This is a genomic window from Enterobacteriaceae endosymbiont of Plateumaris pusilla (assembly GCF_012562765.1).
Lineage (GTDB): Bacteria > Pseudomonadota > Gammaproteobacteria > Enterobacterales > Enterobacteriaceae.
The window spans coordinates 107,236-121,555 of record NZ_CP046226.1 but is presented as its reverse complement, the minus strand read 5'-3'; the positions used below and the strand labels follow the sequence as shown (position 1 = coordinate 121,555).

Genomic DNA, 14,320 nt, shown 5'->3' with positions numbered 1-14,320 from the left:
TTATATCTCTTTTATTTAAATATTTAAGTAAATAATTTATTGATAGAATAATTTTTCTATAGTAGAAACAGATATTTTAGTATATAAATCTACTTCAATATTAACATATTGATTAATTTTTTTATTAGATAATGAAGTTTTTATAATAGTTTCTGGAATAAGATTAATACTAAATTGATTAATATGAATTTTATCTATTGTTAAACTAATACCATCTATACATATAAAACCTTTTTTTATAATATATTTCATTTGAGATTTATAATATGGTTTTAACCATATTGTTTTAGAATAAACATAATTATTAATTTTAATAATTTTAGCAATACCTGTAATATGTCCTGAAACTAAATGTCCTCCTATAAAATCTATTAATTTTAAAGATTTTTCAATATTTAAATAATCTCCTTTTTTTACTTCTTTAAAAGTAGTAACATCTAGTGTATTTTTAATTATATCAAAATATAATAAATTATTATTTATTTTACTTATAGTTAAACAACATCCATTATTTGCAATAGAATCACCTCTTTTTAAATCATAATTAAAAAAATTAGGTGTTTTTATTATAAGATGTAAAAAATTTTTTTTCTTAATTACTAATTTTATTATTGCTATACATTGAATAATTCCACTAAACATGAATATTATCCTTAATATATTTATTTTTCATATAAATATTAATAATATTTATATGAAAATTTTTTTATATATTTAATTTAATATTATATATACTTTCTTTTATTTTTCGATATGCTTTAAAAATTATTACTTTTCTAGCATTTATAAGTATAAACTCTCCTGTTTTTGGATTTCTTCCTGGTCTAGGATTTTTATTACGTATTTCAAATTTACCAAATCCTGATAATTTTACTGATTCTCCTTTTAATAAGGTTTTTTTTAATTCTTCGAAAAATAAAGATACTAAATATACTGCATCTTTTTTATATATTTTAAATGTTTTAACTAAATATTCAGAAATTTCTTTTTTAGTTAAAGTCATATTTTTCATCTCTTAATATAATTTGAAATTTTATTTTCAATTTATTTATACACAATTGTACAATATTATTAATTTCATTATCATGTAATGTATGAGTAATATCTTGTATAATAAAACTTATTGTAAAACTTTTATATCCTTTAGGAATATTTATTCCTTGATAAACATCAAATAAATTTATATCAATAATTTGTTTTATTTTAGTATTTTTACATTCTTCTATAATGTTTATAAAAGGAATATGTTCTTTAATTATAAAAGAAATATCTCTACGATTTAATGGTAATTTTGATATTTTTTTAATTTTTATTTCTGTAGTATTTAAAATTTTTTCACATTCTAATTCAAATAAAATAGTATTTTCATTAATACCTAAATATGATTGAATATAAGGATGTATTACACCAACATATCCAATAAAAATATTATCTAAATATATAGATGAACTTTGATGTGGATGAAAAACATTTATTTCTGATATAGACCTAAATTCTATTTGATCTGTTTTACCTAAAAAATTAAATATACATTCTATATCTCCTTTTAAATCATAAAAATCTACATTTTTATTAGATAAAGACCAATGTTCTTCATTTAATTTTCCGTTTATTATTCCACCTAACATTAATTTTTGAGATATTCCAAATTCTCTATTTTTATCTATTTTAAAACATAATCCATTTTCAAAAAAACGTAAAGACTTTTGTTGTCTATTTTGATTGTAAATTATATTATTTATTAATCCACATAATAGAGAAGTACGCATAACAGACATTTCTATTGAAATAGGATTATATAATTTAATGAATTTTTCTTTAGGAAACATTAAAGATTGTATTTTAGGATTGATAAAACTATAGTTAATAACTTCATTATACTTTTTATTAATTAAAATATTTTTTATTTTTTGAATATTATTAAATTTAGAAAGTAAATTATTTTTATTTAAAATAAGATTTTGATTAATATTTGTTTCAATTAAATTTATTTTAATATGATTTTCAGGAATATTATTATAACCATATATACGTATAATTTCTTCTATTATATCAGCTTCAATTTTTATATCATATCGCCAACTAGGTATTTGAATAATACAATAATTATTTGTTTTAAATATAATTTTAAATCCTAATTTATTAATTATATCAATTATTTTATTTATTTTTATAAAAAAACCTAATACTTGTTCAATTTTTATAAAATATAATTTAATTTTTTTTAAAATTGAATAATTACTAATATAATTTTGCGTATTAATAACTTTAATATTACTACTTTGACCTCCAAATATTTTTAAAATTAAATTTATAGCTCGAATAATTATTTTTTTTTGTATTAATGGATCTAGTCCTCTTTCATAAAGATATAAAAATGAATTAAATAATTTATATTTATTAGATAATTTTTTTATTATGTCAGGATCTAAAAAAAAACATTCTAATAAAATATTTTTTGTATTCATATTAATAATAATTTCTTTATTTTGTACTAAACTTGGAATAGATAATATTTTTTCTTCATCTTCTAAAATTAAAGTATTTTTTAATAAAGAAATTTTTTTATTATTTTCATCAATTAAAAAATAATTACTAATATTTTCATATTCTTTTATACATATATTACCTTTAATTTTATTAAGATCATAAAAATATACTGGATATCCTAATTCTAGGAATATATAATTACTAATACTTAATAAAGGATTACTATCTGATATTAATATTCCAGATTTTTGTAATCTTTCTTTCATTAAAAATGGTATTTTATTTTGTAAATTAATATCATTAATAATACAAAAAAAATAATTTAAATTATATTTATTAGCATTTTTATTTATAGAAACATTAATTTTATTATTTTGTTTTTTTGGGGTAAAAGAAAATTTATAAGGAAATTTAAATAAATAATTATTTTCTTTTTTTTTAGTGGATAAATCTCTTGCTATACCCATAATACTATAACAATCAGAACGATTATATGGTATATTGATATGTAAAATATTATCATTTAATTCTAAATATTTAAAAGCATCTTGTCCTATTTCAATATCATTATTTAATTCAATTATATAATTTTTATCTTTTTCATATAAATTATTTTCAAATCCTAATATTTTTTTAGAACATAATAATCCTTCTGATTGTAATAAAAAATTAAATTTTTGATTATTTACATATTTTTTATATAAAAATGAATTTATAGTTGCAAAGATTATTTTTATTTTATTTTTACAATTAACTGCATTAGATTGTACTTTATATAATTTATTACTTCCAATATCTATTGTTAAGTTATAAATATTTTTATCTTTATTAAATTCACAATTAACAATTTGTCCTATAAATATATTATCTATTTTTTTTTTACAAATTGGTTCAATTTTTTCTACTTCTAATCCTAACATTGTTAATTGTTCGGATAATATTTCAATATTATTATAAGTAATCCATTCATTTAACCATAATTCACTTAATTTAATCATGTTTTTATTTAAATTGTTTAAGGAAACGTATATCATTTTCAAAAAATAAACGAATATCATGAATATTATAACGTAACATAGCTAAACGTTCTACTCCAATACCAAAAGCTAAACCAGAATATTTTAATAAATTAGGATTAACATTACGTAATACATTAGGATGTACTATACCTGCTCCTAATACTTCAATCCATTTGTTATTTTTTCCTAAAATATCTATTTCTAAAGAAGGTTCTGTAAATGGAAAATAAGATGGTCTAAATCTAATTTTTAATTTTTTATTAAAAAATGATTTTAAAAATAAAGATAATATTCCTTTTAATTCTAGAAAATTAAGATTATTATCTATTAATAACCCTTCTATTTGATGAAACATAGGAGTATGTTTTTTATCATAATCATTACGATATACTTTTCCTGAAGTTAATATTCTTATAGGAGGATTTAAAATTTTCATAATTCTAATTTGTATATTAGAAGTTTGAGTACGTAATAAAATTTTTTTATTTAACCAAAAAGTATCTTGTTCTGTTCTTGAAGGATGATTTTCTGATATATTTAATGCATCAAAATTATGGAAAATATCTTCTATTTCTTGACTTTCTGTAATTTTAAATCCTATTTTTATAAAAAATTTTTCAATATCATTAATTACAGTTGTTATAGGATGTTGAGAACCTATCTTAGTAGATCTACCAGGAAGAGAAATATCAATTTTTTCACTTAAAAGTTTAAATTTTATATTATTATATTCTAATTCATTTTTTCTTTTTTTTATTAATTCTTTTATTTGTTTTTTTACATTATTAATAATTATACTTTTTTTAATTTTATCTTTTGTTGTTAATTTTTTTAAAAGTAAAAATTGTAAAGATATATATCCTTTTTTACCTAAATATTTTACTTTAAAAATATTCAATTCTTTAATATTATTAATTAAATTAATTTCTTTTTTAGCATGTAATATAATTTTATTATGATCAGATATCATTTTTAGATATTCTCATTAATAATTAATATATGTTTAAATTAAAAATTATGTTTTATATAAAATAAAAATATTATAATTAATTAATTTTTATAAAATTTATTAATTTAGTAAATGATTGTTTATCAAAAATAGTTAATTCAGAAAGAATTTTTCTATTAATATTAATATTAGATTTTTTAAATTTATTTATTAAAGAGCTATAAGAAATATTTTCTTGACGAGCAGCAGCATTAATTCTAGTAATCCATAATTGACGAAATTTTCTTTTACGTTGACGTCTATCACGGTAAGAATACTGTCCTGCTTTTATTACGGCTTGAAATGCAGATCTATATGTTCTAGATCTTGATCCATAATATCCTTTAGCTTCTTTAAGAATTTTTTTATGTCTAATATGAGAAATTACACCTCGTTTAATTCTAGTCATGTAATTAAAATCTCCTATTTTTTAAAATTATATTTTTATAAATTTTCTTATAAATATGGTAAACAAGATTTTAACGAATGTGAATCTCCTTTAAAAACTAATTTTTTTTTCCTTAATAAACGTTTTTGTTTAGTTTTTTTCTTCGTTAATAAATGTCTCAAATTAGCTTGTTTATGTTTAAATTTTCCAGAACTAGTTTTTTTAAAACGTTTTGCAGCACTACGTAAAGTTTTAAGTTTTAACATAATTATTATAATCCGAAAATTATTTTAAAAGAAAAAGAATAATATTCTTTTATAATATAATTTTTATTAATAAATTTTTATAGTTATTTTTTTTTAGGTGATAATATCATTATCATTTGACGTCCTTCAATTTTTTTAGGAAAATATTCAACTAAAGATAAATAATTCAAATCATTTTTTATTCTGTTTAACATATCAAAACCAATTTGTATATGTACCATTTCTCTACCTCTAAATCTAAGAGTTACTTTTATTTTATCTCCTTTTTGTAAAAAACGAATTAAATTACGTAATTTAACTTGATAATCTCCTTCATCTGTACCTGGTCTAAATTTAATTTCTTTTAATTGAATAATTTTTTGTTTTTTCTTTTGTTTTCTTGATGCTTTATTTTTTGCGTACAAAAATTTACCATAATTCATTATACGACATACAGGTGGATCTGCATTTGGACTAATTTCTACTAAATCTAATCCAATTTCTTTTGCTTTTATTAATGCAGTTTTTAAATTAACAATACCAATTTGTTCACCTTTAAAACCTATTAATCTAATTGTATTAGTTTTAATATTTTCATTTATTTTATTAGGTCTTAGTTGTATTATTTTTTTTCCACTTTTAATATCCTATTCCTCCAATTGATGAATATCATAATTATTAATTTCTTTCTTTACTTTCTTAATAATATCATGAATATTCATAATTCCCAAATCTTTACCGAAACAATTACGAATTGATACCGTATTATTTTCTATTTCTTTATCCCCACATATTAAAATATAAGGTATATGTTGTATAGTATATTGTCTAATTTTAAAAGATATTTTTTCATTTTTTAAATCTACTTTAACACGAATATTATTTTTTTTTATTATTTCTAATAAATTCATAGCATAATGAATATGATTATGGTTTATATTAATTATAATAATTTGTAATGGAGCTAACCAAATAGGAAGATAACCAGAATATTCTTCTAGAAGAATACCAATAAATCTTTCTATAGAACCTAAAATAGCACGATGAATTATTACAGGTGTTTTATGTTTATTTTTAGAATCAATATAAAATAAATTTAAACAATTTGGTAATGTAAAATCTAATTGTATTGTACCACACTGCCACTCACGATTTAAACAATCAAAAAAAGAAAATTCTATTTTTGGTCCATAAAAAGCTCCTTCACCAATTTGGTAATTAAAAATAATATTTAATTTTTTTAAAACCATAGTTAAATCTTTTTCAGTTTTATCCCAAATATCATCATTTCCAATACGATTGATAGGTCTTGTAGATAATTTTACTAAAAATTTTTTAAAACCAAAAATTTGATAAATTTCATACATCATATTAATACAATTTTCAATTTCTATTGCAACTTGTTCTTGTGTACAAAATATATGAGCATCATCTTGAGTAAAACTACGTAATCTCATTAAACCATGTAAAGAACCAGATGGTTCATTTCTATGACAAATACCAAATTCTGCTATTCTTAAGGGTAAATCTTTATATGATTTTAATCCTTGTTGAAAAATTTGTATATGTCCAGGACAATTCATAGGTTTAACACAATAATCTCTATTTTCTGAAAATGTACTAAACATTGCATGTTTATAAATTTTCCAATGTCCTGTATTTTTCCAAATGATACTATCTGTTATTAATGGTGTTTTAACTTCTTGATAATTATATTTTTGAAGTTTTAAACGTAAAAATTTTTCTAATTCATGAAAAATAATATAACCATTATTATGCCAAAAAACCATTCCTGGTGATTCATTTTGGAAATGATATAAATTAAGTTTTTTCCCAAAAATTCTATGGTCAATTGCTAATAACTTGTTTTTATTAAATAATTTTATTTCTTTTTTATATTTTTTATTATTTAAATTAGATGAATTATTATTTTGTTGCATTTTTTTCTTTTATGTTAATTAATGTAATTTTATAAGATTTAAAATAATTAATTTATATAATATATATTATATTAAATTATATATTATAAATTTATAAATTAAATAAAATTATCTATATATTTAATATTCATTACTAATAATTATTATTAATAATATGTTCTTTATATAATAATAAAATTATTAAAAGATAAAAATTAAAATTAAATTTTTTGTCCATAAGTTATTCTTTCATTTCCATTATAATCTAAACAAGTTTTTATATTTTTAAATTTTTTTTCTTTTAATATTTTTATAACTTGTTTAGATTGATTAAATGAATGTTCTAAAATTATCCATCCAAAATGATTTAAATATTTTATAGATTGTAAAATAATAGAATTAAAATTAGACAATCCATTATCTTCTGCAATTAAAGATGATATTGGTTCAAATTTTATACTTTTTTCTAAATAAAAATAATCTTTATATTCAATATAAGGAGGATTACTTACAATAATATCAAATTTTTTATTATTTAAATTACTGAACCAATTACTTTGTATAAAAGTAACATTATAAATTGATAATTTATTTGCATTATTTTTTGCAATATTAATTAATTCTGGAATAATATCTATTCCAATAATATTTAATTTATTATACTCACTAGCTATAGCCAAAGCTATAGCTCCAGTTCCTGTTCCTAAATCTAATACATTTTTTGTATTAAATGTAATTTTTTTTAATGTATGTTCTACTAAAATTTCAGTATCTGATCTAGGTATAAAAGTTAATGGTGAAACATGTATTTTTAATGACCAAAATTCACAATATCCTAATATATAAGCAATTGGTTCACCATAAATTCTTCTATTTAAAAGATGCATTAATTTTTTTAATTGTATATTATTTAAGTTTTTTTCATAAAATTCATAAATCCAAAATTTAGATTTTTTAATAACAAAAGATAATAATATTTCAGATTCTAATTTAAAAAAATCTATTTTATTTTTTTTTAAAATATTATTAGCATAATATAACCATGTTTTAATTTTCATTTACTTTTGACGTAGATAATAATAAATCAGTATGATATTTATTTATAATATGTTTAATTAAAATATCTAATTTTCCATTCATAATTTCATCTAATCTATAAACTGTTAAATTAATACGGTGATCTGTTACTCTCTTTTGAATAAAATTATATGTGCGGTTTCTATCAGAACGATCTCCAGTTCCTAATAAATTTTTTCTTTTTAACGATTCATTTTTATTTCTTTTAGCTATTTCTGCTGCATTAATTCTTGCTACTAAGACTGATAGAGCTTTAGATTTATTTTTATGTTGAGATCTTTCATCTTGACATTCAACAACAATTCCTGTAGGTATATGAGTAATACGAATAGCAGAATCAGTTGTATTAACATGTTGACCACCTGCACCAGAAGAACGAAAAGTATCAATTTTTAAATCATTATTATTAATTTCTGGCATTTCAGATTTAGATAATTCTGGCATAACTGCTACAGTACATGTAGAAGTATGAACTCTTCCTTGTGATTCTGTTTCAGGAACTCTTTGTACTCTATGACCACCAGATTCAAATCTTAATTTTCCATATACACCATTACCAATTATTTTTAATATAATTTCTTTATACCCACCATAATCACCATAATGAACATTAATTATTTTAACTCTCCAACCTTTTGATTCAGCATAACGAATATACATTCGATAAATATTTCCTACAAAAATAGCTGCTTCATTTCCTCCTGATCCAGCTCTAATTTCTAAAAAACAATTTCTATTATTTTCATCATTATTTTTAGATAATAAAAGCATTGTAATTTCTTTTTCTATTTTTTTTTGTTTAATTTTAATATTTTTATTATCTTCTAAAACAATAGAATATATCTCTTCATCATATAATAATTCTTGATTATTATTTAATTCTGATTCTAATTTTTTCCATTTAATAAATGGTTTTATTATAAGAGATAAATTAATATATTCCATTGATAAAACACGTAAATTTTTTTGATTATTATATATTTTATAATTACTTAATTTTTTTTCAATATATATATAACGTTTATGTAATAAATTAAGTTTTTTAATAATAGAATGATTCATAAATTAAATTTTATTTTATAAATTTTATTTAAATAGAATATATAACAAATAAATTAAAAATTTATAAAGTTATATTAATAAAATGTACTATATTTTATCATATATATGATATTTTTATATATATTTAAAATTTTTTATCTTTCTGAAAGAATTATTATTTTTATAATATTATTTAAGGAATATATTATGTCTGATATGAAATTATTTTCTGGAAATGCTATTCCAGAATTAGCACAAAAAATAGCAGATCATTTATATACTAATTTAGGAAAAGCATATGTAGGTAAATTTAGTGATGGAGAAATTTCTGTTCAAATAAATGAAAATGTTAGAGGAGATGATGTTTTTATAATTCAATCTACTTGTAACCCTACAAATGATAATTTAATTGAATTAATTATTATAGCAGATGCATTAAGAAGAGCTTCTGCAGGTAGAATAACAGCAGTTATTCCATATTTTGGATATTCAAGACAAGATCGTAGATTAAGATCTGCAAGAGTACCTATTACAGCAAAAGTTATAGCTGATTTTTTATCTGGTGTAGGTATAGATAGAGTTTTAACAGTAGATTTACACGCAGAACAAATTCAAGGTTTTTTTGATATACCAGTAGATAATGTTTTTAGTAGTTCTATTTTTATCGAAGATATGACAAGAATATTTTTAGATAAACCTGTAATAGTATCACCAGATATTGGAGGTGTAATACGTGCTAGAACAATAGCAACAACATTATTAAATGGTACTGATATGGCTATTATAGATAAAAGAAGATCTAAATCTAATGTATCTGAGGTTATGCATATTATTGGAGATATTGTAAATCGAGATTGTATTTTAATAGATGATATTATCGATACAGGTGGAACATTATGTCAAGCAGCAAAAGTATTAAAAAATAATGGAGCTAAACGTGTTTTTGCATATGCAACTCATCCAATTTTTTCTGGTAATGCTATAAATAATTTTTCTAATTCTTTAATAGATGAAATTATAGTATGTGATACTATTCCATTATCAAATAAAATAAAAAAATTAAAAAATATAAGAAAATTAACTTTATCAGAAATGCTTGCAGAATCTATTCGAAGAATAAATAATGAAGAATCTATTTCTGTAATGTTTAAAGATTAATATAGGATATATTCTTTGAATACTATAAAAATCATTGTTGGTTTAGGTAATATTGGAACAAAATTTATTGGATCACGTCATAATATTGGATCTGATTATATTAATTATCTTGCTAATTACTTTAAAATAAAATTAAAAAAAATAGAAAAATTACGTAGTTATATTGGTTTTATTAATTTATATAATAAAAAAATAATTTTATTAATTCCTAATTCTTTTGTAAATAATTCTGGTAAATCAATATTACTTACATCTTATTTTTATAAAATTACTTTAAATAATATTTTAATTATACATGATGAATTAGATTTTATTCCAGGAAAAATAAAATTTAAATATGGTGGAGGAAGTGGAGGACATAATGGATTAAATGATATTATAAAAACTTTTAATAATAAATTATTTTACAGATTAAGAATAGGTATTGGTCATCCTATACATAAATCCAAAATAAATAATTTTGTATTAAATAAACCAACAATAATAGAAAAAAAAATAATTTATTTTGCTATGAAAAATATAATTAATGCAATTAAAATTTTTATAAATACAAATAGTTTTTGTAAAGCTATGAATTATCTCCACTCTAAATAAATTAGAGGATTAAAATAACTGTGAAATTAAAATGTGGTATAATTGGATTACCTAATGTAGGAAAATCAACTTTATTTAATGCATTAACTAATTCAAATGTTAATGCATCTAATTATCCTTTTTGTACAATAGAACCTAATATTAGTATTGTTAATGTACCTGATAAAAAATTAGAGATATTATCTGAAATTGTACAATCTAAAAAAATTATTCCATCTACAATTAAATTTGTAGATATAGCAGGTTTAATTAAAGGAGCATCTAAAGGACATGGATTAGGAAATAAATTTTTAAATAATATAACAGAAATGAATGTTATTATTCATGTAGTACGTTTTTTTGATGATGAAAATATATTACACATATCACCTAATATTAATCCTATTAATGATATTAATATAATTAATAATGAAATTATTCAATTTGATATTAATTTATGCACAAAATTAATATCAAATTTATCTATAAAAAATAATTTTAAAAAAAATAATCAAATTATAGATTTATTAAATTTATGTTTGAATAAATTAAAAAAAAATAAATTACTTAATACAATAAACTTAAGTATAGAAGAATTAATAATTCTTAATAAGATTAAATTATTGACTATAAAACCAATGATTATTATTGCGAATATAAATGATAATAAATTATTTAGTAAATTATATTTAGATCAATTACAATTTATATCTAAAAAATATAATACTATAAATATATGTGTAAAATTAGCGTTAACTAAAATTAATAAATTACAAAATTATTTTTTAGATAAAATTATAATAACTAGTTTTAATTTATTAAATTTAATTACATTTTATACCGTGGGTATAAAAGAAGTAAAATCATGGAGTATTATTAAAGGAACAATTGCATTAGAAGCAGCAAAAAAAATTCATAGTGATATTAAAAGAGGTTTTATTAGAGCTAAAATAATAAATTATAATGATTATATTTTTTATAAAAATGAAAATAAATTAAAATTAGCAGGGAAAATTAGATTAGAAGGTAAAAATTATATTATTAAGAATAGAGATATAATTCATTTTCTTTTTAAAGTTTAATAAACTAAATTACTTATATATTTTTATATACAATTAATTTTATTTATAGTAAATTTAAATTGATTTATTATGAATATTTATTCTTAAAAACATATATTTCATAAATATAAATAATATTTAATTATCATTTTAATCATATTATTTTACTAATATTATTAGTTAAATTTGAGAAATATAATATGAAAATTATAAAACCTACATTAGAATTAATTACAACTAAAACTATTTATATAGAAAATCCTACTTTTATATTTAATAAATTATGTAAACAAAAAAAATATACTTTATTATTAGAATCAGTAGATATTAGTAGTAAAAATAATTTACAAACTTTACTTATTATTGATAGTTCATTAAGAATTAGTTCTATTAAGAATACTGTTATGATTGAATCATTTTCTGAAAATGGAAATTTATTATTACAATTATTAGATAAATTTTTACCTAAAAATATCTCTAATCAAAAAAAAATAAATAGTCGTTTCTTAATTTTTCCAGAAATAAAAAAATTTGAAGATGAAGATACAAGATTAAAATCATTATCTGTATTTGATATACTAAGATATATACTAAAATTAGTAAAATTGCCTAATAATAAAAAAAGAAAATCTATGTTTTTAGGAGGACTATTTTCTTATGATTTAATATATAATTTTGAAAAATTACCAAAAAGAATAAAAAATCAAAATATATGTCCTGATTATTGTTTTTATTTATCTGAAATATTATTAATAATAGACCATAAAAAAAAAACATCAAATTTACAAGCTAGTATTTATATACCAAATAAAAAAGAATTTATAAGATTAAAAAAACGTATTAAAGATCTTGATAAACAAATAAAAAAAACAATCACATTTCCTTTAATTAATATTAAACAAACAAATATTAATAATATTCCTTATACATGCAATCAAAATGATTATGAATATTGTAATATAATAAAAAAACTAAAATCTTATATTAAATTAGGAGAAATTTTTCAAGTAGTACCATCAAGAAAATTTTTTTTACCATGTTATAATCCTTTAGCTGCATATGATATTTTAAAAACAATTAATCCTAGTCCATATATGTTTTTTATGCAAGATAAAGAATTTATTCTATTTGGAGCTTCTCCTGAAAGTTCATTAAAATTTAATTCTATCAATAGACAAGTAGAATTATATCCAATTGCTGGTACTAGATCAAGAAAATATATTAATAATATTTTAAATTTAGATTTAGATAGTCGTATTGAATTAGAAATGAGAACAGATCAAAAAGAAATGTCAGAACATTTAATGTTAGTTGATTTAGCAAGAAATGATTTAGCAAAAATATGTATTCCTGGAAGTAGATATGTAGCTGATTTAACTAAAGTTGATCGTTATTATTACGTAATGCATTTAGTATCTAGAGTTGTAGGTGTACTTAATGTAGATTTAGATGCTTTACATGCTTATCGTGCATGTATGAATATGGGTACTTTAACTGGTGCACCAAAAGTACGTGCTATGCAATTAATAGCTGAAGTTGAAAAAGAACAAAGAGGTAGTTATGGAGGAGCTATTGGTTATTTAACAGCACATGGAGATTTAGATACATGTATCATAATACGTTCTGCTTATATTCAAAATAATACAGCTACTGTACAAGCAGGAGCAGGAATAGTATTAGATTCAGAACCACAATCTGAAGCAAATGAAAGCTTTAATAAAGCAAAAGCAGTTTTAAATGCTATAGCAAGAAGTAATTTGTTATAAGGAGTGCAAATAAATGTCTAATATATTTATTTTAGATAATATTGATTCATTTACTTATAATTTAGTTGATCAAATACGTTCTTTAAATCATAAAGTAATAATTTATCGTAATAATATTCCAATCAATTTTTTATTAAAAAAATTAAGTAAGATAAAAAATCCTATTTTATTATTGTCTCCTGGTCCAGGATTACCAAGTAATGCTGGATTTATGCCTGATTTATTAAAAATTTTAATAGGTAAATTACCTATTATTGGTATATGTTTAGGACATCAAGCAATAATTGAATCTTATGGTGGATATATTATAAGAGCAAAAAAAATTTTACATGGTAAATCTTCAGCTATTATTCATGACAATAAAGCAATGTTTTTTGGTATAAAAAATCCTATGAATGTAGCTCGTTATCATTCATTAATTGTAGATAAAATACCTAATATTTTGACAATTAATTCAAAATATAAAAATATAATTATGAGTTTTCGTTTTAATTATAATAGAATATGTGGTTTTCAATTTCATCCTGAATCTATTTTAACTCCAGATGGAAATATTTTAATAAAACAAACTATCCGTTGGGCTTTATCGTAAATA

The 14,320-nt window shown here is 19.4% G+C and carries 14 protein-coding genes and 1 pseudogene; 5 read left to right on the top strand and 10 right to left on the bottom strand.

Going from position 1 to position 14,320, the window contains the following annotated elements; all coding sequences use genetic code 11:
* Positions 1-36 precede the first annotated feature (36 nt).
* From GJT83_RS00585 to prfA, 10 genes and pseudogenes are all read right to left on the bottom strand, one after another.
* Positions 37-642 carry a riboflavin synthase subunit alpha gene (locus GJT83_RS00585; RefSeq protein WP_168892528.1) on the bottom strand — a complete coding sequence of 202 codons (606 nt, stop codon included), beginning with the start codon at positions 640-642 and terminating at the stop codon, positions 37-39.
* Between the two features lie 64 nt (positions 643-706).
* The gene (locus GJT83_RS00580; protein WP_168892858.1) at positions 707-1,003 is read right to left on the bottom strand and encodes an integration host factor subunit alpha; all 297 of its coding nucleotides are present in this window, start codon (positions 1,001-1,003) and stop codon (positions 707-709) included.
* Complete coding sequence (pheT, locus tag GJT83_RS00575) at positions 990-3,488, bottom strand: phenylalanine--tRNA ligase subunit beta (protein ID WP_168892527.1); 2,499 nt, start codon at positions 3,486-3,488, stop codon at positions 990-992. The genes GJT83_RS00580 and pheT overlap by 14 nt, the downstream gene beginning before the upstream one ends.
* A 4-nt stretch (positions 3,489-3,492) precedes the next feature.
* Positions 3,493-4,476 (bottom strand): phenylalanine--tRNA ligase subunit alpha, encoded by a 984-nt coding sequence (gene pheS / locus GJT83_RS00570; RefSeq protein WP_211080563.1) that lies wholly within the window; start codon positions 4,474-4,476, stop codon positions 3,493-3,495.
* Positions 4,477-4,555: 79 nt separating this feature from the next.
* Complete coding sequence (rplT, locus tag GJT83_RS00565) at positions 4,556-4,906, bottom strand: 50S ribosomal protein L20 (RefSeq protein WP_168892525.1); 351 nt, start codon at positions 4,904-4,906, stop codon at positions 4,556-4,558.
* A 47-nt stretch (positions 4,907-4,953) separates the two neighbouring features.
* Entirely contained in the window at positions 4,954-5,151 is a 198-nt protein-coding gene (gene rpmI, locus GJT83_RS00560; RefSeq protein ID WP_168892524.1) for a 50S ribosomal protein L35, read from the bottom strand.
* Between the two features lie 83 nt (positions 5,152-5,234).
* Entirely contained in the window at positions 5,235-5,774 is a 540-nt protein-coding gene (gene infC / locus GJT83_RS00555) for a translation initiation factor IF-3 (protein ID WP_168892857.1), read from the bottom strand.
* Positions 5,775-5,777: 3 nt separating this feature from the next.
* Positions 5,778-7,079: pseudogene (gene thrS / locus GJT83_RS00550) on the bottom strand (threonine--tRNA ligase); the annotation flags it as partial.
* 191 nt (positions 7,080-7,270) lie between these two features.
* A complete protein-coding gene (gene prmC / locus GJT83_RS00545; protein WP_168892522.1) occupies positions 7,271-8,107 on the bottom strand; it encodes a peptide chain release factor N(5)-glutamine methyltransferase in 837 nt (278 codons plus the stop codon).
* Complete coding sequence (prfA, locus tag GJT83_RS00540; RefSeq protein ID WP_168892521.1) at positions 8,097-9,188, bottom strand: peptide chain release factor 1; 1,092 nt, start codon at positions 9,186-9,188, stop codon at positions 8,097-8,099. The genes prmC and prfA overlap by 11 nt, the downstream gene beginning before the upstream one ends.
* Before the next feature lie 186 nt (positions 9,189-9,374).
* On the opposite strand from prfA, the gene GJT83_RS00535 reads away from it, so the two are divergent.
* The 5 genes from GJT83_RS00535 to GJT83_RS00515 all read left to right on the top strand — a co-directional run bounded on the left by GJT83_RS00535 (position 9,375) and on the right by GJT83_RS00515 (position 14,317).
* A complete protein-coding gene (locus GJT83_RS00535; RefSeq protein WP_168892520.1) occupies positions 9,375-10,325 on the top strand; it encodes a ribose-phosphate pyrophosphokinase in 951 nt (316 codons plus the stop codon).
* 15 nt (positions 10,326-10,340) lie between these two features.
* Positions 10,341-10,919 (top strand): aminoacyl-tRNA hydrolase, encoded by a 579-nt coding sequence (gene pth, locus GJT83_RS00530; RefSeq protein WP_168892519.1) that lies wholly within the window; start codon positions 10,341-10,343, stop codon positions 10,917-10,919.
* A gap of 20 nt (positions 10,920-10,939) precedes the next feature.
* Positions 10,940-11,980 (top strand): redox-regulated ATPase YchF, encoded by a 1,041-nt coding sequence (gene ychF, locus GJT83_RS00525; RefSeq protein WP_168892518.1) that lies wholly within the window; start codon positions 10,940-10,942, stop codon positions 11,978-11,980.
* 179 nt (positions 11,981-12,159) lie between these two features.
* Positions 12,160-13,725, top strand: a complete 1,566-nt coding sequence (locus tag GJT83_RS00520) for an anthranilate synthase component 1 (protein WP_168892517.1) — start codon at positions 12,160-12,162, stop codon at positions 13,723-13,725.
* A gap of 13 nt (positions 13,726-13,738) precedes the next feature.
* Entirely contained in the window at positions 13,739-14,317 is a 579-nt protein-coding gene (locus GJT83_RS00515; protein ID WP_168892516.1) for a glutamine amidotransferase-related protein, read from the top strand.
* Positions 14,318-14,320: the final 3 nt, after the last annotated feature.